The organism is Gordonia sp. CNJ-863 (genome assembly GCF_001942325.1).
Classification (GTDB): Bacteria; Actinomycetota; Actinomycetes; order Mycobacteriales; family Mycobacteriaceae; genus Gordonia; species Gordonia alkanivorans.
Map to the genome: position 1 here is coordinate 69,910 of NZ_MKKG01000002.1, position 23,759 is coordinate 93,668.

The following is a 23,759-nucleotide window of genomic DNA, read 5'->3' on the forward strand; positions in this document are numbered from 1 at the left end:
CTCTCAGGCGCGGTTGCGGAGGCGGTCCAGCGTCCGCTCGATCGGATCGGTGAAGAGCAGCAGCAGAAGCGGCCAGTTCCCGCTCTTCGGGTAGACCAGCGCGATGACCAGCGCCACCGCCAGGGCCAGGAGGGTGCCCCACCCACCCGACGACCTGGCCCAGCGGTCGGTGGCCTCGTCGTCGACGAGCAGCTCCCGGTGCCGATGCCCCCACTGAGCGATCCCGACGAGCGACGCCACCGAGATGGCGAGCACGCCGATGTAGAGCACGTTCGCCCACTCAACCCGGCTGTCGTCGACCATCGCGGTCGCGAACGGCAGCACCACGATGGTCAGCAGCCACACGAAGGTGAGATTGATCAAAACCGAGTCGTAGGAACGGAAGTACTCCATCGCCCGATGGTGTTGCCGCCAGAGCACCCAGATCACCACGAAGCTGACGAAGAAGCTGGTCAGCTCGAGCGCATGGTCGGACACCACCTCGGCGACCGAGGTCTCCTCACGCAGGTCGTTGGCGATGTCGACCAGCGGGAGCACCAGCAGCGTGAGCGCGATCGCCACCACCGCGTCCGCGAACGCGATCAGCCGACTCAGACCCTCTTCCGACTTCCGATTCTCCGGTGCGGCCATTGGTTGAATGTAGAACCGTGGCGGTCGGCGCGCGCGACAATCGACCCGATGGTCCCGGATCGCGCGCCCGTTCCCGGCTACTCCCCGAACGCCGCCTCGACCACTGCCTCGTCGAGTCCGTAGTCGGCGAGCTGGTAGCGGTGCTGCGGCTTCCGCGCACCGGACCTGCTCTCCTCGTCGAGCGTGGTCACCGCCGCGCGGGCCGCCTCGGACATGGGGGTGTCGAGCGCCGCGTAGACGCGTTCGACGGTGCCCATCGGGTCCGAGCGGAGGTCGGCGAAGTCGATGTCGAGGAACTGGGCGGGGTCGTACTTCTCGCGGGCGCGAGAGAACTCACGCAATCCACGCGACCACAGTTCCAGCTGGTCCTGTCCGATCTGATCACCGGTGAAGGTCGTCGACCAGCCGGGAGTGGCGTGCTCGGCGAGGCTGCACATCGACGCGATGATGGTCGACGGCGCGCGATGGGTCTGGATGACCAGCGCGTCCGGGTAGGCGGCCATCAGCGCGTCGAGTGCGAACAGATGGCTCGGGTTCTTGAGCACCCACCGCTTGCCCGGATCGTTGAGGCCTATCAGCTGCAGGTTCTTGCGATGCCGCAGGTATGCCGGCGTCCAGTCCTGCTCGGCGAGCCAGCGCGAGTAGGTCGGGATATGGGCGAGCGACTCGTAGGAGATCGAGGTGACGCTCTGCCGCAACAACTGCCAGCATTCCTCGACCTCGCCCGCATCCATGTAGTGCAGCCCCATGAACTCCGGGTTCTCGACGTGGTGCTGCTCGAAGCCGGCCTGGATCTGCTGGTACACCGGGTTGTCGGCCCAGGTGTCGCGGGGCGGCCGCGGCTGCGGGAACTCGGCGAGCCACATCTCCAACCCCTGGTGCGCCGGGTCGGCGGCCAGGAGCCGGTGCAGCGCAGTGGTTCCCGTGCGCGGCAGACCGGTCACGAAGATGGGCCGGGTGATCTCGACCTCGGCGTGTTCCGGGTTCGCCTTCCACGACGCCTCACTCAGCAGTCGGGCGACGAGTGCTCCCTTGAGGAAGAACCGGAACATCTTGCTGCCGAGTTCGGTGAGTCCGGCCTCGGAGCGGTAGGAGTCGAGCAGGATGCCCAACGGCTCCAGGTAGTCGGTGTCACCGAAGTCCTCGAGGCCCGTCGCCCGGGTGGCCGAGGCGTGCAGGTCCGCGATGGTCCCGACGTCGGTCCGCGCCGTACTAGTCATGGTATTCACCGCAATTCACGTCCAGGGTGTGCCCGGAGATCGCCCGCGCCATCGGCGAGGCGAGGAACATCACGGCGTCGGCGATCTCGTCCGGCTCGGGCAGGCGTTTGAGATCGGACTTCGACGCGGTCTGTTCGTACACCTGCTCGGGAGTGATGCCGTACTTCTTGGCGACCTCGCCGAAGTACCACTTCAGCTGATCGTCCCAGATGTAACCCGGCGCCACCGAGTTGATGCGGATACCGCGATCCCCCAGCTCCGACGCCAGCGTCTGCGACATCGCGAGCAGCGCCGACTTGGCGATCTTGTAACTGCCGTATCGCGGTTCGGAGTGCCGGATGACCATCGAGTTGATGTTGACGATCGACCCGTTCGCCTCGGCGAGCGCATCGGTGAACGACTTGATCACCCGCAGGGTCCCGACGACGGTGACCTCGATGCTGCTGGTGATCTGCTCGAAGTCGGTGCGGCCCAGCGGTTTCATCGACGGCAGGGCAAAGGCGTTGTTGACCAGGACATCTGCCCGGCCGAACTCGGCGAGCGTGGTGGCGACCAGATTGTCGACGGCGGCGTCGTCGGTGATGTCGGTCGGCACGACGAGACTCGTCCCTCCGGCCGAATCGACCTCCGCGGCCACCTCTTTGAGACGCGACTCGGTGCGCGCAGCGAGGACGACACGAGCTCCCTCGGCGGCGGCGCGCAGGCAGATCGAGCGACCCAGCCCGGGTCCCACGCCGGATACGACGACCACCTTGTCGTCGAGGAGACCCGCTCCAGAACTCATCCCAGCATCCTCTCGGCGAACGCGCGTTGCCGTGCCGCGATCCGGTCGGACCAGCCGGCGGCGTCGATCTTGTTGTGTTCGAAGTGCGGCAGGTGCGCGGCCACGTCGTCGAGGCCCACGACCGTCGCCGTCGGCCCGAGCTCGGGACCGATCGGCGAATCGCTGCGCTGCCAGCGGAACTGCAGGATGCCCTTCTCCCGGCCGGTCGTCTCGATCCAGTTGGCGACGCCGGGGTCGCGGTGCGAGACGACCATGCGGATCATGCCGTCCGGGTCGACCTGCGCCTGAGCCGAATTGAGGCTGGTCTGGTGGTTCACGTAGTCGAGCGAGATGTACCACATGCTCCCGAGCTGGAATCCCTGATAAGGCGCATCGGACTTCGGGATCGTGATGACCATCGCCTCGTCGGGACCCAGACGGTAGTGGCCCACCGAGGAGAACTGGGTGCTCAGCCCGCCTGGTGTCTGCCGGGGCGGGGTGAAGGTGTTGACCGGTTCGTCGAGGTAGAACCACTTGGGGAAATTGAACCAGGTGTTGATGCGTGCCGTGAGCATCTTGCCCGCCGTCGCGTACCGACGTGCGACGCGGGCGAGATCGGCTTCCTCCGGCGCGGTTCCGACGGTGTCGACGCGTTCGACGGTGATCGAACCCTTGCGCTCGGTCCAGTCGGAGTACACCTCGCGGACCGCGAGCATCGACGCCCCCTCGCCGAGGGCGAAGTAGTTGTCGGGCGGGTCGGCGATCCCCGGTCCGAAGGTCAGCTCGAACGTGCCGTCGTCGGCGATGGTCAGGCGACGGTCGTCGAAGGCGTCCTCGCCGCCGGGCACCGCGGACGGCGTGTAGTCGCCGCGCAGCACCTGGAAGCTGAGATCGGTTGTGGTGCCACGGCGTCCGCGGACCACGTAGGTCCCGGTCGGTTCGACGTCGGCGTGGTAGTACAGCGTGTCCGGGTTGTCGAGGCCCATCTTGGTCGACGGCCCGGTCGAGGTGACGAAGTTCGGGTGCGACAACGACCGGCCGCGGACCAGCTGGATGATCGCGGCGATGCTGCCCGCGAGATAGTCGTACCCCTCGGCGAGATCCTGCTCGGTCTCGGCGAACTCCGCCGACGCGACCAGCTTCTCCGCCTCGGCGATCGCATCGGTCAGGGGCTTGGTCAGGTCCTGCGGTGAAGCGATCTCGCGCGAGCTCATAGCCAGGTGTCTCCGCCCGTCCAGGTCAGGAAGTTCTCGAGTTCGGCCTGTGCCGGCGTCACCCGCGGATGTTCTGTCGACAGATAGCCGCCACGGTAGAAGAGCAACGGCTTGTCCTGCAGCACTTCGCCCAGCGTGAGCGCCCGGCCGATGACGATGTGGTGATCGCCCCCGTCGGTGACCCGTTCGACGTCGCACTCGACCCAGGTCAGCGCGTGCCTGATCACCGGCAGGCCCGCCGGCGACGGGTCCCAGGTGATGTTGGCGAACTTGTCGTCACCCGGGGCGCCGAAAGCCGCACTCACGTCCTGCTGCCGGTTGGAGAGGACGTTGACGCAGAACTTCCCGGCCTTCTCGATGACCTTCCAGCTCCGGGAGGTCTTCATCGGGCAGAACAGCACCAGCGGCGGATCGAGGGACAGCGCCGCGAAGGACTGGCAGGCGAAGCCGACGGGTTTGCCGTCGTCGTCGACGGTCGTGATGACCGTGACGCCGGTGCAGAACTGACCCATCGCGGTACGGAACTGCCGGGAGTCGAACTCCGCGGACCCGTAAGGCGTCTGGGCCATGTCAGTTCTTGAACCCGACGCTGAAGTCATGCCCCCACAGACTGACCGCGGTGCTCTCCCGGGCGATCCACTCCTCGTCCTTGACCGTCCGTCCCTCGCAACCGAATTCGACGTCGAAGCCGCCCGGCGTCTTCATGTAGAACGAGAGCATCAGGTCGTTGACGTGCCGACCCAGGGTCGCCGACATGGGGACCTTCTTGCGCAGGGCGCGGTCGAGGCACAGTCCGACGTCGTCGGAGTTCTCGACCTCCACCATCAGGTGGACGATGCCGGTGCTGTTGGGGATCGGCAGGAACGCCAGCGAGTGGTGTCGCGGGTTGCAGCCGAGGAATCGCAGCCACGGGACCTCGTCGCCCTCCTCGCGTCCGACGACCTGCGGGGGCAGGCGCATCGAGTCACGGAGCTTGAATCCCAGTACGTCCCGGTAGAACTCGAGCGCGGCCTTGTCGTCCTCACAGGTGAGCACGACGTGGCCGAGACCCTGTTCCTCGGTGACGAAGCGGTGACCGTACGGGCTGACGATGCGACGATGCTCGAGCGCGGCCCCGTGGAACACCTCGAGGGTGTTGCCGGCGGGATCGTCGAACACGATCATCTCGGCGACGCGACGGTCGGCGATCTCCTCGTCCTTGCCCTCACGGAAGACGACGTGCGCGCCCGCCAGGCGGTCGCGGACCTCCTGCAGCGCAGCGGCATTGGCGACCTCCCAGCCCGCGCAGGCCAGGCGGTCGTGCTCGGAGGGCACGATGACCAGGCGGGCGGGGAAGTCGTCCATCCGCAGATAGAGCGCGCCCTCGGTGAGTCCAGAGCCCTCGATCATGCCGAGAACCTTGAGGCCGTAGGTGCGCCACGCCTCGATGTCGGTCGCCTCGATCCTCATGTATCCCAATGAACGGATCGGACAGTCACTCATCTCCACGATCTCCTGTTTCCTGCTCCCTGAGGAGCGTGTGAAAGTGTCCCCGGCCCCCTGAGGAGCTAGCCTGCGAGCGTCTCGAAGGGTCAGACCATCGTGTCGCCGATGGGAATCCCGAACTCGCCGTTGCCGAATGCGACGTAGGCTCGTTCCGGATCGTTGGCGGCATGCACGCGTCCGGCGTGGGCGTCGCGCCAGAACCGCTGGATCGGGGTGCCGTTCTCGAGCGCGTGGGCACCCGAGTTCTCGAAGAGACGGTCGATGGCGGAGATCGCGCGGCCGGTGGCGCGCACCTGGTCGCGACGGGCCGCCAGACGCAGCTCCATGGGGACCTCTTCACCGGCGAGGATCAGGTCGTACTCGGCCTGCAGGTTGCCTGACAGCTGACGCCATGCGGCGTCGATGTCGCTGGCGGCCTCGGCGATACGAACCTTGGCGAAGGGGTCGTCCTTGGCCTTCTCCCCGGCGTAAGCGGCGCGGACGCGCTTGCCCTGGTGCTCGACGTGAGCGTGGTAGGCACCGAAGGCCATGCCGACGATCGGGGTCGCAATGGTGCTGGGATGAATTGTGCCCCAGGGCATCTTGTAGACCGGTGCGGTGTTCTGCTCGAGTCCCGGGCTCTGGCCCATCGACATGGTGCGCATGCTCAGCATGCGGTGGCGGGGGACGAAGACGTCCTTGACCTCGATGGTGTTGGACCCGGTGCCGCGAAGACCGACGACGTTCCACACGTCCTTGATCGTGTAGTCCTCACGCGGGATCAGGAAGCTGACGAAGTCGACCGGCTTGCCGTTCTTGATGACCGGTCCACCGACGAACACCCAGTCGGCGGTGTCGCAGCCCGACGACCAGGCCCACGAACCGTTGACCTTGTAGCCGCCGTCGACGACCTCACCCATACCCATCGGCGCGTACGACGACGAGATGCGGACGTTGGGGTCCTTGCCCCAGACGTCCTCCTGCGCCTGCTGGTCGAAGAGCGCGAGGTGCCAGTTGTGGATGCCGATGATGCCCGACACCCAACCCGTCGACCCGCAGGCCGAGGCGATCCGCCGCACGGCCTCGTAGAAGGTCACCGGGTCGACCTGGTATCCGCCCCACTGCTCGGGCTGCATCAGCTTGAAGAAGCCGGCCGTCTCGAGGCTGGACACGGTCTCTTCGGGGATTCGACGCAGATCCTCGGTGGACTGCGCCCGCTGCTCGATCTCCGGGAGCAGTGCGTTGATCTTCTCCAGGACCTGCTCGGCGGCTTCGCTCCGTTGTGCTGGCATCTCGCCTGCTCCTACCTGTCTCTCCCTCGGCCGGACGGCGCCGGCCGCTTACTCATCGAGTTCGAGATTAGAACACGTTCTCATTTCTGTCGAGCACTGGGACTTTATGCCCATGTACAGCACTGATCGGCGATCTGGGCGGCGATCCACCCAAAGGATTTGAAACGTGTTCTAGTATTGGCGGCAGAGGTTCGACGCGACACCAGCCACAGACAGGAGAGGGCACATGTCACCAGCACCCGACACGATGACCCCGAACACCCCCGGTTCGTCCAACGACGCCGAGGTGGGTATCCGGGAGATCGACACCGGCGCGCCGCCCACCCGGTTCGCCCGCGGGTGGCACTGCCTGGGCCTGTTCGGCGAGTTCGACGACGGCCAACCGCACTCCGTGCAGATCTTCGGCACCAAGCTCGTCGTCTGGGTCGACACCAAGGGCGAGCTGAACATCCTCGACGCCTACTGCCGCCACATGGGCGGTGACCTGTCGCAGGGCAAGCTGTCCGGCGACAACGTCGCCTGCCCGTTCCACGGCTGGCTGTGGAAGGGCAACGGTCGCTGCGCCGGCGTCCCGTACGCCAAGCGCAACCCCAAGCTCGCCAAGACCCGCTCGTGGCCGTCGATGGTCCGCAACGGCCAGGTCTTCGTCTACAACGACCCCGAGGGCAACCCGCCGCCGGAAGAGGTCATCATCCCGGAGCTGGCCGAGGTCGGGTCCGAGGAGTGGACCGACTGGACCTGGAACCGCATCGTGATCGAGGGCTCGAACTGCCGCGAGATCATCGACAACGTCGTCGACATGGCGCATTTCTTCTATGTGCATTTCGCGCTGCCGGATTACTTCAAGAATGTCTTCGAGGGCGAGATCGCCGCGCAGTACATGAATTCGCATGGGCGCCCCGACGTCACGCTGGGCACCAACTACGGCGACAGCCGGCTCGAATCGATCGCCGCTTACTACGGTCCGTCTTACATGCTGAACCCGATGGTCCAGTACTACGGCGGCTTCGCGGTCGAGACCATCCTGACCAACTGCCACTACCCGATCGACGAGAATTCGTTCGTCCTGATGTACGGCGTCATGGCGAAGGTTCCCGAGGGCCTCACCGCCGAGCAGGCCTCGAAGATGGCCACCAAGATCAGCGCGGGTGTCGAGGTCGGCTTCCTGCAGGACGTCGAGATCTGGAAGAACAAGACCCGCATCGACAATCCGCTCCTCGTCGAGGAGGACGGCCCGGTGTACCAGCTCCGTCGCTGGTACGAGCAGTTCTATGTCGACAAGGCCGACGTCACCGACGAGATGACCGGCCGGTTCGAGTACGAGATCGACACCTCCAAGGCAGTCGAGAGCTGGAACGCCGAGATCCAGGAGAACCTCCGACGCCAAGAGGCCGAGAAGGCAGCGGCCGAGCAGTCGCCGGACGGCGCGGCGGATTCCTCGGAGAAGGCGCAGGTCTGACGATGACCCGGGCCGCGTCACGAGCACACTGGGCCAAGGCGCCCGACTTCGGCGACGATCCCGACCGGGCGGCCCGGGTCCACGCGGCGACCCAGCGCGACCGCGAGCACTACCTGCAGGGCGGCATGCGAGAGATCGAATGCCGCGCCTGCCACGCGTGCGTGCTGGTGAAGAAGACCAGCACGCACCACACGAGCGTGCAGTGGAACGCCGACGCCCGGAGCCGATGCCACGGCCTCGAGCAGATGCGCGCCGGCGGCGACGACGGGAACGGGCCACTGCTCCCGGGTGCGATGATGCCGACCTGTGTCCGCTTGTCGGCGAGTATCGACCACGGTGTGGCCGAGGGAATCATTCCTCCGGAATCACCCGCCACCGATCCCGACGGCTATTGGTGAGTGTCGAATTTGAGCACTGTCTGCAACATTAATCAACACTAGCCTCACGCATCACAACGGTCACACCTTCATCACACGTCTAGGAATAGCGGCGACAAGCGGGTATGCGGTCGGCCAATCTGGTCGTCATGTCCGTTTTGCGAACCCGCTGTACGCGGGTCACCTGTGCTGTCGCCCTGTCCGCCGCACTCACCGTCGCGGCGCCGTTCCTGGGCTCACCTTTTGCCGATGCCGGACGCGCCGCCGCGGCCGGTTCGAGCTCCGGCTCCAGCGATTCGACAGGTTCGGTGCCGATCTACCTCCCCATCCCCACCCCCACCGGCCTGGCCGCGCTCGGGGCGTCGATGACCCAGATCGGCAAGCCGTACCGGTGGGGCGGCACCGGTCCGCACTCGTGGGACTGTTCTGGTCTCGTCCAGTGGGCGTTCCACACCGCCGGCGTGAAGCTGCCCCGGACCAGCCAGCAACAGGCGAGGGTCGGCAATGCGATCCCGTTCAGCGCCCTCGCCCCCGGCGACATCATCATCTTCGGCCGCGACGCCGGGCACGTCGGCATCTACGCCGGTGGCGGCCGCCTGTTCAACGCCTACACCACGGGCAAGCCAATCGGCTTCACCAAGGTCAAGGACATGGGCACCATCAAGACCATTCGTCGTTTCGGCTGACCGGGTCGACCGACCGTCCGGGCCACACCGAGGTCACCGTCGCGAACCCCACGACGACGAGCAGCAGCACCGCGACCACCACGGTGCCGAGCAGCCCGTAACCCGGTTGCATCGTCGGGAGTTCGAGGTCGAGGGCCTCGGTGACCCGGTCGGAGAACAGGTGCGCGGCCGGATCACTCAGCGTTCGGATCCCGACGACCGACGCGACCACCGCGGCCAGGCCGATTACCCCGATCGCCGCCGGACGGAGACGCTCGCGCCACCACGCCAACGCGGCGACCACCGCGATGACCGCACCGAGGATCACCACACTCAGACCGGGCCGGTCGGTGTTGTCCTCGAAGAAGAAGGCCACGTCCTCATCGCTCGCCCCCGGGACGGTCACCCGTCCGAGACCGGTGATGGACGGTTGTACGCCCTCGTCGGTGCTTCCCCACTCCACCTGTGCGAACAGCACCAGGAGGAGTCCACCGACGAGGGCGGCAGGCCACACGAAGGTGCGCAGTCTGTCGACGATGCCCGGTTCTGCGGTCATGCCGACAAGACTGCCATTCACCCGGTGCCGAAATCACGCGCCGGTATCGATCCCACCCAAGCGCCCCAACACGCTGTCGGACCGATGAGTTTGCGCGACGCTGAGAGTCTCCACCTCAGTCGTTCAGCAACATTCCGCAAGGCAACGAAGGGATACGAACATGGCCGAGTACGCAGCCCCGTCCGGGGCGCCGATCTGGTTCGACCTGATGAGCAGCGACACGGCGAAGGCCGAGCAGTTCTACGGCGAGATCTTCGGCTGGGAGACGGAGGAACCGAACGAGGAATTCGGCGGCTACCGGAACTTCCTCAAGAACGGCAAACCGGTCGCCGGGCTCAGCCCCGCCATGGACGAGGCCGGGCCGCCGAACATCTGGTCGGTGTACCTGCACTCCGAGGACGCGAACGCCACCGTGAACGCCGTCGAATCCGCCGGGGGCAGCATCATGGTCCCGCCCATGCCGATCGGTGACGAGGGCACGATGATGGTCGCCACCGATCCGGCCGGAGCGGTCATCGGTTTCTGGCAGCCCAAGCAGCACAAGGGTTATTCGGAGTTCGGCGATCACGGCACCCCGTACTGGTTCGAATGCCAGTCCAAGGATTACGCCAAGTCACTCGACTTCTATCGCGCCGTGCTCGGCGCGCGTATCGAGGAGGTCGGCACCGGCGGTGACCCCGACGCCGTAGGTCCTGACCATTACGGCCAGATCTTCTACGGTGAGGAGTCCTACGCCGGGATCATGGACGCCTCCAAGCTGTTTCCCGAGGAGGTGCCGTCGTTCTGGCAGATCTACATCACCGTCGACGACGTGGCGGCGACGGTCAAGCAGGTCGAGTCCCTCGGCGGCGAGATCCTGATGCCCGGCGAGGACACCCCGTACGGGACGCTCGCGGCGATCAAGGACCCGATGGGCGCGCTGATCTGCCTCGGACATCCGCCGGCCGGGATGTGACACCACCGATCGGTAGAAGAAAAACGCGCGATATGCGTGTGTTGTCTACCGATCGTCCTCGGGCGGGTACTCGTCGGGGTCGTCGGACCCGACGTCGGTCGCCTGTTCGACGACGTCCGCGTCGTTGGCTTCCAGAGCGATGACCGGCCCCTCGGACTCGGCGGGAGCCTCGTCGTCGACGGGATCCGCCGGCATCGTCTGCTCGACGACGTCGGCGTCGTCCGCTTCCCCTCCGCTCCACGCTTGGGCGTCTGCCATGGCGACTCCTTCCGGTAGCTGGGCGCTCGGCACGGGCGTGCCTGGGCTCGATCTTCCGGTGGTGCGCTTCCGATCATCCTGACGTACCCCGCGAGCGTCAACATCCTCAGACCGGCAGTCGGAGGAGATCGCCGGAGACGATGCCGCGGGCGGTGCGGGCGGCGACCACGGCCCAGGCGGCCACCAGTACAGCAAAGCCGGTCACCGCCGCGACCTCGAAGACCGGCCGGCCCAGGGTGAGCGCCAACGCGGAGGAGCCGGTCACGTAGGTACCGACCGGGAACGTGAACGACCACCAGGTCATCGCGAACGGCATCCCGGCCCGCGCGGTGCGGAGGGTGAGCAGTGCGGCGACACCGATCCAGGCCGTGGCGATCACCCACACGACCAGCCCATAGGCGATTGCGAACTCGTGGATGGCACCCGCGACCGGTGCGGGCACCACGTGGAGTGCCGCATGGGCGAGCATGCACATCGCCGTGACCGACTGCCCGAGTGGGCCGAGCACGATCCACCAGGTCGGCACCATGTTCGTGGCACCGTGATCGCCCGTCCGGAGCGCCGGACGAGAGCGACCAGGATGGGCGTCGCGGCGACCACCGCCAGACCGAACATCGCGCACCCGACCCCGAGAACCAGGTCCCGCGCCCACCCGGCACCGAGTTGCCCCGACAGGATCGCCGCGGCCGACGCCGACACCATCGGCGGCACTACCGGCATCAACCAGCCGCCGAACGCATCCTCGACGCGAGCGCGCCCGACGATCAGGTGCCGGTACGGGATGACCAGCGCGGTGACCACGCCGCCGAGTGTGCCGACGATCCAGCACACGACGTCGACGCCGAGGGCAACGTCTCGGCCGACGAGCCCGCCGCCGACCAGGAGAGTGCTGGTCCCCACGGTCATGATCGCCATCGGCACCGCACCGTAGAAGTGCGCGACGACGCGATGACCGTGGTGGCTGCGAGCGACGGCGGGGTCCGCCACCCAGTGGCCGATCGTGGTGACGGCCACGGCCACGAACACGAGGCAGGCCAGCAACCAGAACCCGACGGCTACGACGCTCAGGCCGGCCGGCTGCCAGGGCAGGCCGTGCGCGGCGATCGCGATGATCCCCGTGCCCATCACCGCCGCGAACCAGTTCGGCGGAAAGTAGGTGACACGGACGCGCACTCCGGGCCCGGTCCCGGGCAGGGAACCGGTCCGGGACGGGGTCGGGCGAACGGTCATCGTGGTCATGTCCACCACGATCGCGTGGATGCCGCGCCCCCGGTAGAGCCCGAATCGTTGGCAGGTCACAAACTGCGCTTGTAGCCGGGGTACCAACGCTGGTTGTACCCTCGGGCGATGGTCCTCAGTCCGCGGATGCCCGACCTCGCATCGTTGGAAACCCTGCAGTCGGTCGTCAGCACGGGCAGTCTCAATGCTGCGGCCGCCGAACTCGGTGTCACCCAGCAGGCGGTGTCGGCGCGTATCCGCGCGATGGAGACGCAGCTCGGCGTCGGACTGCTGACGCGAACGCCGCGCGGATCGGTACCGACCCAGTCCGGCCGGCTCGTCGCCGAGTGGGCCGACCGATTACTTACGCTGGCAGGCGAATTCGACGCCGGACTCTCCGCCCTACGGCTGGAACGACGAGATCGGCTGCGGCTGGCCGCGAGCCTCACCGTCGCGGAGCATCTCCTCCCCCGCTGGCTCGTCTCCTTCGCGGCCCAGCACGACCCCGCGCCGAAGGTGTCGTTCACCGCCGCCAACTCCGACCACGTCTGCACGCTGGTGCGCGACGGCGAGGTCGAACTCGGGTTCGTCGAGGGGCCTCGGGTGGCACCCGGGCTCCGGAGCCGGACGATCGCACGTGACGAGCTGGTCGTCGTCGTGCCACCCGATCATCCGTGGACGCGCAGCCGCCGTCGGATCGGGGCCGCCGACCTCGCCGGTACCGCACTCGTGACCCGCGAAGAGGGCTCGGGCACTCGCGAGTTCTTCGAACGCGCCCTGACCCGGGCGCTCGGACCGTCCCGCGAGGTCACCGCACCGGTGCTGGAACTGTCGACCACGGCATCGGTGCGCGCCGCGGTCATCGCGGGGGCCGGACCCGCGGTGCTCAGCAACCTGTCGGTCGCCGACGATCTCGACCGACGGCTGGTCCGCATCCCGATCGACGACCTCGACCTCGGACGTCAGTTGCGGGCGGTGTGGTCGTCCGGTCCCCAGCCCGGTGCCGGTGCAGCGCGGGACTTCCTGGCCCACATCGGCCGCTCCTGAGCTCTGCTCAGACGCCGGCGTTCGCGTCCTGCTTCTTCTTCAACTCCAGCGCGATGTCGATGAGCTGGTCCTCCTGGCCGCCGACCAGTTTGCGCGCGCCGGCCTCGAGCAGGATCTCGGCGGCCGAGACGCCGTAGCGCTCGGCGTGGCCCTCTGCGTGCTTGAGGAACGAGCTGTAACAACCGGCGTAACCCATCATCATCGCCGGGCGGTCCACCAGGCATTCCGACGGCATGGCCGGTCGGACGACGTCCTGTGCGACGTCGGCGATCTTCATGAAGTCGACCCCGGTGGTGATCCCGAGCTTGTCGCACACACCGACGAAGGCCTCGGTGGGCGTGTTGCCCGCGCCGGCGCCGAAGCGTCGGATGGAGCCGTCGATCTGCTGGGCGCCCGCACGGATGGCGTTGACCGAGTTGGCGATCGCGATGTCGAGGTTCTCGTGTCCGTGGAACCCGACCTGGGCGTCGTTGCCGAGTTCGGCGACGAGCGCCTCGACGCGGACGGTGACGTCCTCGAGGACGAGCGCACCCGCGGAGTCGACGACGTAGACGCACTGACATCCGGCGTCGGCCATGATGCGAGCCTGCTTGGCGATGACCTCCGGCGGCTGGCTGTGGCTCATCATCAGGAAGCCGACGGTTTCGAGTCCGAGATCCCGTGCGAGACCGAAGTGCTGGATGGAGACGTCGGCCTCGGTGCAGTGGGTGGCGATGCGGCAGATCTGGCCGCCGTTGTCCTGCGCGGCGCGGATGTCGTCCTTGGTGCCCAGACCCGGCAGCATGAGGAAGGCGATCTTGGCCCGCTTCGCGGTCTCGGCCGCAGCTTTGATCAGCTGCTGCTCAGGGGTTTTGGAGAACCCGTAGTTGAACGACGAGCCGCCGAGGCCGTCGCCGTGGGTCACCTCGATGACCGGCACACCGGCCTCGTCGAGGCCACCGACGATCGCGCGCACCTCCTCTTCGGTGAACTGGTGCCGCTTGTGATGGCTGCCGTCCCGCAGAGACGAATCGGTGATGCGGATGTCGAGGGTGTCGGAGTACTTGCGCGCGTTCGCCATCAGCTTCGGGTCGCGCGGGGTGGTGACCACGTTGGTGCTCATGCGGGGACTCCCAGCTTCTTCTTTGCGAGTTCTTCGCCGACCTTGGTCGCGGCGGCGGTCATGATGTCCAGGTTGCCGGCGTAGGGCGGCAGGAAGTCGCCCGCACCCTCGACCTCCACGAAGATCGACACCCGCGCATAGCCGCCGTTCAGGACGCTCGGCGGGTCGAACTGCGGGTCCTGCAGCAGACGGTAGCCCGGCACGTACTGCTGGATCTCCTTCTCTCGCCGGTGGATCGATTCCGCGATGGCGTCGGTGTCGGCGTCTTCGGGGATGGCGCAGAAGATGGTGTCGCGCATGATCATCGGCGGGTCCGCCGGGTTGAGGATGATGATCGCCTTACCGCGCTGCGCGCCACCGATCGACTCGACGCCGGCGGAGGTGGTGCGGGTGAACTCGTCGATGTTGGCGCGCGTGCCCGGACCGGCCGAGACCGAGGCGACCGACGCGACGATCTCCGCGTACGGGACCGGCACGACCGACGAGACCGCGTGCACCATCGGGATGGTCGCCTGCCCGCCGCAGGTGATCATGTTGGTGTTCGGGGCGTCGAGGTGTTCACGCAGGTTGGCGGGCGGGACCACGGCGGGCCCGACCGCCGCCGGGGTGAGGTCCACCGCGGTGATACCGGCGGCCTCGTACTTCGGGGCGTACTCACGGTGCACGTAGGCCGAGGTGGCCTCGAAGATGAGATCGGGCTTGTCCTGCGACCCGAGGAGTTCGTCCGCACCACCGCTCATCGTGATGAGTCCGCGGTCGGCGGCGCGCTTCATGCCCTCCGAGTCCGGGTCGATGCCGACCATCCATCGGGGTTCGATGACCTCCGAACGCTCCAGCTTGTACATCAGATCGGTGCCGATGTTGCCCGATCCGATGATCGCCGCGGTCAGTTTTGCCGCCACGTGGACCCTCCTCTTGCTAGTGAAGTCTGTTGCATGTCAGGTGAAGTCGTGTCAGGTGAAATCCAGGGTGACCGAACCGAGGCCGGCGAATTCGGCCACGAAGTGGTCACCCGAGGAGATGTCGATCGCCCGCGTCGCCGTGCCGGGCAGGATCACGTCCCCCTTGCGGAGACGGACCCCGAAGCTGTCGACCTTGCGTGCCAGCCACGACACCGCATTGAGCGGATGGCCCAGCACCGCAGACGAATTGCCCTTCGCCACGATCTCCCCGTTACGATGCAGGACCGCGTCGATGTCCCCGGTGTCGATCTCGCCGATCGGGACACGTTGCTGTCCGAGAATCCAGCCGCACGACGACGCGTTGTCGGCGATGGTGTCGCACAGCGTGATCTTCCAGTCCTTGATGCGGGAGTCGATGAGCTCGATCGAGGGCACCACCCATTCGACCGCGGCGATGACGTCTTCGTTGGTGCACCCCTCGCCGGGCAGGTCCTCGCCGAGGATGAAGCCGACCTCCACCTCGACCCGGGGGAAGCACAGCTTCTTCGCGTCGATGGGGGTCTCCTCGAAGTACTGCATCTCGTCGAGGAGGTGTCCGTAGTCGGGCTCGTCGACGCCCATCATCTTCTGCATCGCCTCGGAAGCGAGGCCGACCTTGTGCCCGGCGACCCTGGCCCCGGCCTCGAGTCGCTTGCGGATGTTGATCAGCTGGATCTCGTAGGCGTCGACCACGTCGAGGTCGGGATGGGTGTCCGTGGGCCGGTCGATCGCGGTGGCCGACGTCTCCGCTTTCCACAGCTCAGCCGCGATCTGCTCGCGAACAGCCTGGTCAACCGCCATCGTGCCCTCACCTTCCCAATGTGAACGTGTTCTAGTTTAGAACACGTTGCACCATCGTGTCTGCGGCCTTCCAGTAGGCGATCGGGTCACCGTCAGATACTCAGGTACGCAGTTCACCGCAGCGACTCCGGCAAGTCAATGATTTTGGATCGCTTTTTGTATCCAATCGGCTACGCTGCCCTTCATGACGTCCGACACAGCCCTTAACGCGCAGCCTTCCGACGACGACGCACCCTCGATCCTCACGTCGTTCACCGACGGCGTCGCCCGGCTGACCCTGAACAACCCGCGCCGCAAGAACGCCATCACCCTCGACATGGCCGCGGCGATCGAGCAGTTCTGCGACCAGGTCGCCGCCGATGAGACCATCGGCGCGGTGGTCGTCGACGCCGCCGGCTCCTACTTCTGCAGCGGCGCCGACACCCGCATCCTCGCATCCGCATCGGCCGATCCCGCATCGCCGAAGTCGGTCGTGCAGTTGTCCGCGGTGTACAAGGCCTTTGTGCGTGTGGGGTCGCTGCCCGTACCCACCGTCGGCGTGGTGGTCGGCGGTGCGGTGGGCGCCGGCCTCAACCTGGCGCTGGCCGTCGACCTGCTCGTCGCCACCCCGGATGCCGTCCTCGACAGCGGTTTCCTCGCTCGCGGTATCCACCCGGGAGGCGGACACATCACACTGCTGAACCGGGCGGTGGGACGGGCAAACACCATCGCCCTGGCGGCGTGCGGTCAGTCACTCACCGGCGAGGAGGCCGTCGCACAGGGTCTGGCGTACGCGGCCGCCCCGATCGAGGACATCCCGGCGATCGTGGACGGTCTCACCGCACCCGCCGCGCGCGATCCCGAGCTGACCCGCCGCGTGATGTCCAGCGTCCGACTCGAACTCGGCCCGCCCGCGGTCACCTGGGACTCGGCGATCGAGATCGAGCGCGGCACCCAGATGTGGTCGATGGCCCGCAAGGGACAGAACTGGTCGTCCCGCGGGCCCGGCCGGTCATGACGGCACTGCACGACCCCCGCGGCTCGTCGACGGGCGTCGACGACGCCGCCCTGGTGGAATTGCGCACCGAGGTCCGCGAGTTCCTGCGCGACGAGATCGACCGCGGCGCATTCGCTCCCGACGTGGACAGCTGGATGACCGGCTTCGACCCGGCATTCAGTCGACGACTGGGTGAGCGGGGCTGGCTCGGTATGACCACGCCGACCGAGTACGGCGGCCGAGGACGCACTCCCGTCGAGCGATTCGTCATCACCGAGGAACTCCTCGCCCACGGCGCGCCGGTGGCCGCCCACTGGATCGCCGACCGGCAGATGGCGCCGGGCATCCTCGCGAACGGCACCGAAGAGCAGAAGCGCCGCTACCTTCCCGGGATCGCCTCGGGCTCGATCTATTTCGCGATCGGGATGTCCGAGCCGGATGCCGGTTCGGATCTCGCGAGCGTCCGCACCCGGGCACGAGACACCGGCGACACCTGGACCATCACCGGCACCAAGGTCTGGACCACCGGCGCCCACGTCTCCCACGCGATGGTTCTGCTCGCACGCACCGACGGCACCCCGGAAGATCGTCAACAGGGTCTGTCGCAGATCCTCGTCGACCTGTCCCATCCGGATATCGAGGTACGTCCGCTGCGGAGCATCGACGGCCAGGCCCACTTCAACGAAGTGGTCTTCCACGATGCCGTCGTGGACAAGTCGGCACTCCTCGGCCGACGCGGCAACGGGTGGCAACAGGTGATGAGCGAGTTGGCCTTCGAGCGGTCCGGTCCCGAGCGCTACCTCAGCACACTGCCACTGTTGCGGGCGTGGACTGATCATCTCCGCGAGACCGGGGCCACCGCCGAACAGCGCCGAACTCTCGGCACGCTCACCGCACAAGCCTGGGCGCTACGACGGATGTCCCTGCAGGTCGCTGCCGAGTTGTCGGCCGGCGGCAAGCCGGATGTGCTGGCCGCCATGGTCAAAGACCTCGGTTCGATCTTCGAGGGCGACCTCGTCGACGCGGTACGCGCGGCGTCGGGCATCGTCGCACGACGGAGCGGAGGCACCTCGCTGGAGCGTCTCCTCGGCCAAAGCGTGTTGCACACACCGGCTTTCACCCTACGGGGCGGAACCAACGAGATCCTCCGCGGCATCGTGGCGCGGGGAATGGGGATTCGATGAGCGAACTGGCCGCTGAACTGGTCGCGGCGACGACCTCGATACTGGACCGCATTCCGGTCGGCACCGAGACGCCGCCGACCGGCGTCGACACGGAACTGTGGACAGTCCTGGCGGACTCGGGTTTCGCGAGTCTCGATGTGCCCGACGCCGCCGGTGGAGAGGACGCCGATCTCGACGATGCACTCGCCGTGATGTCGACCGTGACCGCGGCCGGGGCGGTCACGCCGTTCGTCGAACATGCGCTCCTGGCCGCATGGCTCGCCGGCACGGTCGGACGGTCACTCGAGGGGACCACCGCGACAATCGCGGTCGCCGACGACGTCGAAACACGCATCGAGCGAGGTGTCGAGGGCGAGGAGCGATTGATTCTCAGCGGGGTCGCACGCGACGTCGTCCACGCCGCCTCCGCCGACTCCGTGGTCGTACTCGTACCCACCTCCGACGTTCCGCTCGTGGCGATCGTCGACCTGAGCGGCGCCGGAGTCCACGTCGAGGACGGCACGGACCTCCTGGGAGTGTCGCTCGGCGACCTCCGATTCGACGAGGCGGCGACCGTGTTCCACGCCGACTCACCGGTCGATGCCGCCGAGGTCCGTCAACGGGGCGCCCTCGCGTACTCCGCAGCCCTGGCGGCGGCAGCAGGGGCGGTCCACGACCTGTCCGTGCGGTACGCCTCGGAACGCATCCAGTTCGGCCGGCCCCTCGTCAAGTTCCAGGCCATCCAGCAACGCCTCGCGGTGATGGCGGCCCGGACCACCATGATGGAGACCGCGGCACGGGTGGCCGCCGATGCGACATCGCACGATCCGGCCGGTGCCCGGGCCGCGGTGGCCGCGGCGAAGGTGGTGACGTCCGGATACGCCGACGAGGTGGCCGCGGCGGGACACCAGATCCACGGTGCCATCGGTTTCACCTCGGAGCACCGCCTCGGCCGGTCGACGACGGCGCTGTGGGCATGGCGCGACCGGCACGGGACCGAAGCCGAATGGGCCGATGTCCTGGCCGGACGGATACTCGACGACGGTGGCGATCCATGGGAGGTCATCACCGGGACCGAAGCGCCGCAGGCCGGGGAGACATCGCCGGAGAGTTCGCCGCGGAGCGTCCGATGAGTGCGGCGGATCTGGTGGGTGACCAGCTCCGTGACGAGGACGAGCGGGTGGAGCCACGAGCAGCATGGCGCGCCGCCGACGCGGCCGCCGACCACGGAATCCTCAGCGGCCTGCGGGTTCTCGACCTGAGTCGGGTCCTGGCCGGTCCCTACACAGCCCAGATCCTCGCCGACCACGGCGCCGAGGTGATCAAGGTCGAAGCGCCCGCGGGCGACGAGACCCGAGGCTGGGGACCACCGTTCGAGGACGAGGGCGCCACGAGCGCCTACTACCAGAGCCTCAACCACAGCAAGGAGAACATCTGCCTCGACCTTCGCACCGACGCCGGACGGGAGGTCCTCGGCGACCTCCTGGCAGGTGCTGACATCGTGATCGAGAACTTCAAGGCCGGCACGATGGCGCGGTGGGGTTTCGACTACGACACCGTTCTCGCCGACCGACATCCGCGGATGGTGTACTGCCGCATCACGGGTTTCGGCGTCGACGGTCCGATGGGCGGACTACCCGGATACGACGCGGTTCTCCAGTCGTTCGGCGGTCTGATGAGCGTGAACGGTTACCCCGACGGCGCGCCGCTGCGCGTGGGTATCCCCATCGTGGACATCGTCGCCGCCAACATGGCGGTGAGCGGCATACTCCTGGCGCTGTACGAGCGAGACCGGAGCGGTCGCGGGCAGCTGGTGGACATGACGCTGCTCGATTCGGTGATCTCCCTGTTGCATCCGCATGCCGCGAACTGGGTCTCCGGAGGTGCGATACCGCAGCGGACCGGCGATTTCCACCCGACCGTGGTGCCCTATCAGGTCTTCTCCGCTCGAGACGGTGACTTCTTCGTCAGTGCGGCCAACGACCGTCAATTCCGTTCGCTCGTCGGGGTCCTCGGGGTGCCCGAGCTCGCCGACGACCCGAGATTCGTGCACAACGGCGAGCGGTCGCGCCATCGAGTCGAACTGGCCGCCGTCCTGGGCGCGCGGATCGCGCAGTGGGACCGGGACGATCTCGCGGAACGGCTCGAGCGGGCGGGCGTCCCGGCGAGCCCGGTCAACGATGTCGCGGAGGCACTCACCTCGCCGCAAGTCCGCCATCGCGGCCTGTTCCTGGACACCGACGAGTATCGCGGTGTCGGCGTGCCGATCTCGTTGAGCAGGTCGGCTCACCGTTCTCCCCGTCCAGCGGTACGTCGGGGCGCGCACACCGAGGAAGTCCTCGCCGCGCTGGGTTACGGCCCGCGCCGGTTGGCCGAGCTCCGATCGTCCGGCGTGTTCGGCGACGGGTGAGGGGAGACATCATGGGACGCACGACGACCGCGTCATCCGGGCCGGCACCGTCACGATCGGTTACACGTGTCATCGCCGAGATCGAGCGGATGATCGCGACCGGAGAGCTGCTGCCGGGACAGCCGATCCGACAGGAGTGGATGGCCGAACGCCTGGGTGTGAGCCGGCTGCCGATCCGCGAAGCCCTGCGCGAACTGACTGCTCAGGGACTTGTGGGGCACCAGCACAATGCCGGATACACCGTCGTCCGGTTGGATCAGGGCGAGTTCGACCAGATCTATCTGATGCGTTCGGCATTGGAGCGCGAGGTCCTCACCCGGCTCCCCCGGTTCGACGCCGCTGCGCTCGACGAGGTACGCGCCATCGCGGTGCGGATCACCGAGGCCGCAGACCACGGCGACATCGTCTCGATGCGTACCGAGAACCAGAGCTTTCATTTCGCGATGTTCGAGCGTTCGGGGCTTCACCTGGTGGTCGCCGAACTGCGTCGCCTCTGGAAGCTCGCCATGCCCTATCATGCGGCGTATCTGTACGATCCGGCCGGACGGCAGCGCGTGTGCGGAGAACACGACGCGATGATCGACGCCCTGGCCGAGGGTGACAACACCCGCCTCGTCGAGCTGATGGACGAACACCGGCGCGGCGGCGAGGCCAACACGGGGATGATCCTGGGTGGAGGTCGGCCGTGACGTCATCATGGGATCCCGATCTGGCGGTCATCGTCGAACGGATGGCCGCCGCGGGTGCGAGGCCTGTTCGCGAGCAGGGTGTCGCCGGCATCCGGAAGAGTCTGGAATCGATCGTCCGCCCGCCCGGCCCGGACATGTCCTCGGTCACCGACGCCGTGGCCGACGACCTCGGTACCCCGGTCCCGGTGCGGATCTATCGTCCGCACACCGCACCGGATACCGGTGCGGCAGCGCTGGTCTGGTATCACGGCGGCGGGATGATCATGGGGTCGCTGAACTCCTTCGACCGCCTCGCCCGCGACCTGGCGGAGGCCACCGGCGCCGTCATCGTCAACGTGGACTACCGGCTCGCACCCGAACACACCTATCCCGCAGGCAACGACGACGCGTACACGGCGCTCGCGTGGACCCACCGGGTCGCAACCGACCTCGGCATCGACCCGGCGAAGATCGGTGTCGGCGGCGACAGCGCGGGAGGCGGGCTCGCCGCCGCGACCGCGTTGCGCAGCCGAGATGAGCGGGGCCCGGCCATTGCACAACAGGTCCTGTTCTACCCCGGCGTGGAACGACGCCGTGACCGGGCATCGATGCGCGAGTTCGGTGACAGCCCGTTCCTCACCGCCGAGGACATCGACTGGATGAAGAATCTCTACCTCGGCAGCGACGCTTCACTCGACGACGAATACGGGACACCTGCGCTCGCCGCCGACCTGTCCGGTCTCCCGTCCACGATCATCGCGGTCGGACACGGTGATCCGCTCCGCGATGGCATCGAAGAGTTCGGGGATCGTCTCCGAGAGGCCGGTGTGACCACCGCCCAGTTGCGCTATCCCGGTGTGGGACACGGGTTCGCGATGCAGGCCCCGTCGGTGGCGCGGGGTCGTGCGGCGCTCGCCGAAGTCGGGGCCCTGGTCGCCGCACGTTTCGCGCACCCGGTGCGGGACTGACCCCTCCGATCAGGTGCGTGCGGACGCCAAGAGCATCTTGATCGGGACGCTCTCGTCCGCGAACACTTCCGGGGGTGGACGATGGCCGCGGTTCAGTGCGGTACGCAACGTCATGAAATCGGCCGGTGAGTTGAGGCATTCCGCGGCGGCCAGTCGACCGTCGGAGAAGTACAACGACACCTGACGGTCAGGCCGCTTCGGATCGGTACGGTGCACGACTTCGCTGTGCCCGCCGGACAATCCGACGATCTGGAGCTTCTGCGCCCCCTGGTCGGACCAGAACCACGGGGCCGGTCGAACGGGTGGTTCGGTTCCGAGGAGGACTGCCGCCGCGGCGGTGGCCTGTTCGGTGGCATTGTCCACGGACTCGAGCCGATAGCGCCGCCCGCTCGCGGAAACGTGGACCGTGCAGTCCCCGATCGCGAGTGTCCATCCGTCGGAGGCCAGACAGTTGTCGTCGACGACTATTCCACCGTCGCACTCCAGTCCGAGCATCTCACCGAGCTCGGTCCGTGGCTCGGCACCGATCCCGACAATCACCGTCGCCGCGGGGACGACGCCACCGTCGTCGAGGCGAACGCCGCGGATGAAGTCCCGCCCGATGCCGTTGTCGCCGTCGTTGTCCATGCCGCCGTGGACGATCTCGACGGGTCGCCGGCCCAACAAGACGGATGTCCCCATCGATTCGTGCGCACGGAGAAGCGCTGACGCCGTGTGCTTCCCGACCGCTCGGGCCAGGAGACGGTCGGCCGTCTCGACGACCGTCACGTCGGTACCCGCGGCACGGAGACCGGCGGCGACCTCCAACCCGATGAAACCGCCGCCTATCACCACGGCCGGACCGGCCGTGGCCCGATCTCGAAGCAGATCGGCATCGTCGAGGTCGCGGAGGACGAGAACGTCGGGATGGTCCGCGCCCGGCAGCGTGAGGCGCCGCGCGCGGGCGCCCGTGGCGAGGACCAGTCGCTCGAACTGCTCACTCCGGCTGCCGTTCTCGTCCGACAGATCCACCATCACACCGTCACCGGTACGGCGCACCCCGGTGACGTGGGTTCCCCGATGCAGATCGATGCACTGATCGTCGAAGTACGACTCCGCACGAAGCGCCAGGGTCGCTGAGTCGACCGCTCCGTTGAGCAGTCCCTTCGAGAGCGGCGGCCGATGGTAGGGCACGTGTGGCTCGTCGGTGAACAATGCGATCCGGCCGGCAAAGCCGTTCGTGCGCAGCCGGTCTGCGAGATGTACTGCGGCATGCGAGGCTCCGACGACCGCGACGCTGTGTGGCGTCACCTCAGACCTGTTCGTCGGGGATGGTGACGTGGAGGTCGGTGTCGGCCAGGGTGAGCTGGCACGACAGGCGCGAGGTGTCCTCGCGGTCCGACGACGTGCAGTCGAGCATGTCGTCCTCGTCCTCGCTGATCTCGGGGAACAGCTGGGCTTCTTCGGGATCCAGGTAGACGTGGCACGTCGCGCACGACAGCGTGCCGCCGCACTGGCCGACGATCCCGCTGACCCCGTTCTTCACCGCGGTCGCCATCACCGAGTCTCCCGCCGTACCGTCGATCACCTTCACCGCCCCGTCGGGTTGTGTGTAGAACACCTTGGGCATGCG

Annotated in this window: 25 protein-coding genes and 1 pseudogene; 11 read left to right on the forward strand and 15 right to left on the reverse strand. The window is 67.4% G+C overall.

What is annotated here, in order from left to right; translation table 11 throughout:
• Positions 1–3: 3 nt before the first annotated feature.
• The 7 genes from BJF87_RS01120 to hsaA all read right to left on the reverse strand — a co-directional run bounded on the left by BJF87_RS01120 (position 4) and on the right by hsaA (position 6,583).
• A complete protein-coding gene (locus tag BJF87_RS01120; protein ID WP_035751850.1) occupies positions 4–630 on the reverse strand; it encodes a TMEM175 family protein in 627 nt (208 codons plus the stop codon).
• A gap of 77 nt (positions 631–707) precedes the next feature.
• A complete protein-coding gene (locus tag BJF87_RS01125) occupies positions 708–1,850 on the reverse strand; it encodes a sulfotransferase (protein WP_035751852.1) in 1,143 nt (380 codons plus the stop codon).
• The gene (locus BJF87_RS01130) at positions 1,843–2,634 is read right to left on the reverse strand and encodes an SDR family oxidoreductase (protein WP_035751854.1); all 792 of its coding nucleotides are present in this window, start codon (positions 2,632–2,634) and stop codon (positions 1,843–1,845) included. Before BJF87_RS01130 ends, BJF87_RS01125 begins: the two co-directional genes overlap by 8 nt.
• Positions 2,631–3,827, reverse strand: coding sequence for a hypothetical protein (locus BJF87_RS01135; protein WP_075862513.1), 1,197 nt, complete (start codon positions 3,825–3,827; stop codon positions 2,631–2,633). Before BJF87_RS01135 ends, BJF87_RS01130 begins: the two co-directional genes overlap by 4 nt.
• Positions 3,824–4,396 carry a 3-hydroxy-9,10-secoandrosta-1,3,5(10)-triene-9,17-dione monooxygenase reductase subunit gene (gene hsaB / locus BJF87_RS01140; RefSeq protein WP_006358451.1) on the reverse strand — a complete coding sequence of 191 codons (573 nt, stop codon included), beginning with the start codon at positions 4,394–4,396 and terminating at the stop codon, positions 3,824–3,826. The genes BJF87_RS01135 and hsaB overlap by 4 nt, the downstream gene beginning before the upstream one ends.
• A gap of 1 nt (position 4,397) precedes the next feature.
• Positions 4,398–5,309, reverse strand: a complete 912-nt coding sequence (gene hsaC, locus BJF87_RS01145) for an iron-dependent extradiol dioxygenase HsaC (protein ID WP_035751856.1) — start codon at positions 5,307–5,309, stop codon at positions 4,398–4,400.
• 89 nt (positions 5,310–5,398) lie between these two features.
• Positions 5,399–6,583, reverse strand: coding sequence for a 3-hydroxy-9,10-secoandrosta-1,3,5(10)-triene-9,17-dione monooxygenase oxygenase subunit (gene hsaA, locus BJF87_RS01150; RefSeq protein WP_006358449.1), 1,185 nt, complete (start codon positions 6,581–6,583; stop codon positions 5,399–5,401).
• A 226-nt stretch (positions 6,584–6,809) separates the two neighbouring features.
• On the opposite strand from hsaA, the gene BJF87_RS01155 reads away from it, so the two are divergent.
• The 3 genes from BJF87_RS01155 to BJF87_RS01165 all read left to right on the forward strand — a co-directional run bounded on the left by BJF87_RS01155 (position 6,810) and on the right by BJF87_RS01165 (position 9,105).
• A complete protein-coding gene (locus tag BJF87_RS01155) occupies positions 6,810–8,042 on the forward strand; it encodes a Rieske 2Fe-2S domain-containing protein (protein ID WP_042376212.1) in 1,233 nt (410 codons plus the stop codon).
• 2 nt (positions 8,043–8,044) lie between these two features.
• A complete protein-coding gene (locus BJF87_RS01160; RefSeq protein WP_006358447.1) occupies positions 8,045–8,440 on the forward strand; it encodes a hypothetical protein in 396 nt (131 codons plus the stop codon).
• 128 nt (positions 8,441–8,568) lie between these two features.
• On the forward strand, positions 8,569–9,105 hold the full coding sequence (locus BJF87_RS01165; RefSeq protein WP_035752086.1) for a C40 family peptidase: 537 nt from the start codon (positions 8,569–8,571) through the stop codon (positions 9,103–9,105).
• On the opposite strand, the gene BJF87_RS01170 is transcribed toward BJF87_RS01165, so the two are convergent.
• Complete coding sequence (locus tag BJF87_RS01170; protein ID WP_006358444.1) at positions 9,080–9,640, reverse strand: hypothetical protein; 561 nt, start codon at positions 9,638–9,640, stop codon at positions 9,080–9,082. The genes BJF87_RS01165 and BJF87_RS01170 overlap by 26 nt on opposite strands.
• A 160-nt stretch (positions 9,641–9,800) precedes the next feature.
• Here BJF87_RS01170 and BJF87_RS01175 point away from each other — a divergent pair, with 160 nt between their 5' ends.
• Positions 9,801–10,595, forward strand: coding sequence for a VOC family protein (locus BJF87_RS01175; protein ID WP_035751861.1), 795 nt, complete (start codon positions 9,801–9,803; stop codon positions 10,593–10,595).
• Between the two features lie 45 nt (positions 10,596–10,640).
• Here the strand turns inward: BJF87_RS01175 and BJF87_RS01180 are convergent, their stop codons facing one another.
• Positions 10,641–10,853, reverse strand: coding sequence for a hypothetical protein (locus BJF87_RS01180; RefSeq protein WP_035751864.1), 213 nt, complete (start codon positions 10,851–10,853; stop codon positions 10,641–10,643).
• A gap of 106 nt (positions 10,854–10,959) precedes the next feature.
• A pseudogene (locus BJF87_RS01185) lies at positions 10,960–12,152 on the reverse strand (TDT family transporter).
• A 48-nt stretch (positions 12,153–12,200) separates the two neighbouring features.
• On the opposite strand from BJF87_RS01185, the gene BJF87_RS01190 reads away from it, so the two are divergent.
• The gene (locus tag BJF87_RS01190; RefSeq protein WP_081724793.1) at positions 12,201–13,118 is read left to right on the forward strand and encodes a LysR family transcriptional regulator; all 918 of its coding nucleotides are present in this window, start codon (positions 12,201–12,203) and stop codon (positions 13,116–13,118) included.
• 7 nt (positions 13,119–13,125) lie between these two features.
• Here BJF87_RS01190 and dmpG read toward each other — a convergent pair whose 3' ends face one another.
• Genes dmpG through BJF87_RS01205 form a run of 3 tightly spaced genes read right to left on the reverse strand, consistent with a single transcriptional unit; the run spans position 13,126 to position 15,962 of the window.
• A complete protein-coding gene (gene dmpG / locus BJF87_RS01195) occupies positions 13,126–14,220 on the reverse strand; it encodes a 4-hydroxy-2-oxovalerate aldolase (protein WP_035751867.1) in 1,095 nt (364 codons plus the stop codon).
• The gene (locus BJF87_RS01200; RefSeq protein WP_006358438.1) at positions 14,217–15,122 is read right to left on the reverse strand and encodes an acetaldehyde dehydrogenase (acetylating); all 906 of its coding nucleotides are present in this window, start codon (positions 15,120–15,122) and stop codon (positions 14,217–14,219) included. Before BJF87_RS01200 ends, dmpG begins: the two co-directional genes overlap by 4 nt.
• 51 nt (positions 15,123–15,173) lie before the next feature.
• Positions 15,174–15,962 (reverse strand): 2-keto-4-pentenoate hydratase, encoded by a 789-nt coding sequence (locus tag BJF87_RS01205; RefSeq protein ID WP_035751870.1) that lies wholly within the window; start codon positions 15,960–15,962, stop codon positions 15,174–15,176.
• 184 nt (positions 15,963–16,146) lie between these two features.
• Between BJF87_RS01205 and BJF87_RS01210 the strand changes: the two genes are divergently transcribed.
• Genes BJF87_RS01210 through BJF87_RS01235 form a run of 6 tightly spaced genes read left to right on the forward strand, consistent with a single transcriptional unit; the run spans position 16,147 to position 22,147 of the window.
• Positions 16,147–16,959 (forward strand): enoyl-CoA hydratase-related protein, encoded by an 813-nt coding sequence (locus BJF87_RS01210; RefSeq protein WP_035751874.1) that lies wholly within the window; start codon positions 16,147–16,149, stop codon positions 16,957–16,959.
• Entirely contained in the window at positions 16,956–18,122 is a 1,167-nt protein-coding gene (locus BJF87_RS01215; RefSeq protein WP_035751877.1) for an acyl-CoA dehydrogenase family protein, read from the forward strand. The genes BJF87_RS01210 and BJF87_RS01215 overlap by 4 nt, the downstream gene beginning before the upstream one ends.
• A complete protein-coding gene (locus tag BJF87_RS01220) occupies positions 18,119–19,234 on the forward strand; it encodes an acyl-CoA dehydrogenase family protein (RefSeq protein ID WP_035751880.1) in 1,116 nt (371 codons plus the stop codon). Before BJF87_RS01215 ends, BJF87_RS01220 begins: the two co-directional genes overlap by 4 nt.
• Positions 19,231–20,511 (forward strand): CaiB/BaiF CoA-transferase family protein, encoded by a 1,281-nt coding sequence (locus BJF87_RS01225; protein WP_035752089.1) that lies wholly within the window; start codon positions 19,231–19,233, stop codon positions 20,509–20,511. The genes BJF87_RS01220 and BJF87_RS01225 overlap by 4 nt, the downstream gene beginning before the upstream one ends.
• Positions 20,512–20,522: 11 nt before the next feature.
• Positions 20,523–21,200 carry a GntR family transcriptional regulator gene (locus BJF87_RS01230; RefSeq protein ID WP_035751883.1) on the forward strand — a complete coding sequence of 226 codons (678 nt, stop codon included), beginning with the start codon at positions 20,523–20,525 and terminating at the stop codon, positions 21,198–21,200.
• A complete protein-coding gene (locus BJF87_RS01235) occupies positions 21,197–22,147 on the forward strand; it encodes an alpha/beta hydrolase (protein WP_035751887.1) in 951 nt (316 codons plus the stop codon). The genes BJF87_RS01230 and BJF87_RS01235 overlap by 4 nt, the downstream gene beginning before the upstream one ends.
• A gap of 9 nt (positions 22,148–22,156) precedes the next feature.
• On the opposite strand, the gene BJF87_RS01240 is transcribed toward BJF87_RS01235, so the two are convergent.
• Together BJF87_RS01240 and BJF87_RS01245 are read right to left on the reverse strand one after the other, a co-directional pair.
• Complete coding sequence (locus BJF87_RS01240) at positions 22,157–23,437, reverse strand: NAD(P)/FAD-dependent oxidoreductase (RefSeq protein WP_075862514.1); 1,281 nt, start codon at positions 23,435–23,437, stop codon at positions 22,157–22,159.
• 1 nt (position 23,438) lies between these two features.
• Positions 23,439–23,756, reverse strand: a complete 318-nt coding sequence (locus BJF87_RS01245) for a 2Fe-2S iron-sulfur cluster-binding protein (RefSeq protein WP_035751892.1) — start codon at positions 23,754–23,756, stop codon at positions 23,439–23,441.
• Positions 23,757–23,759 lie beyond the last annotated feature (3 nt).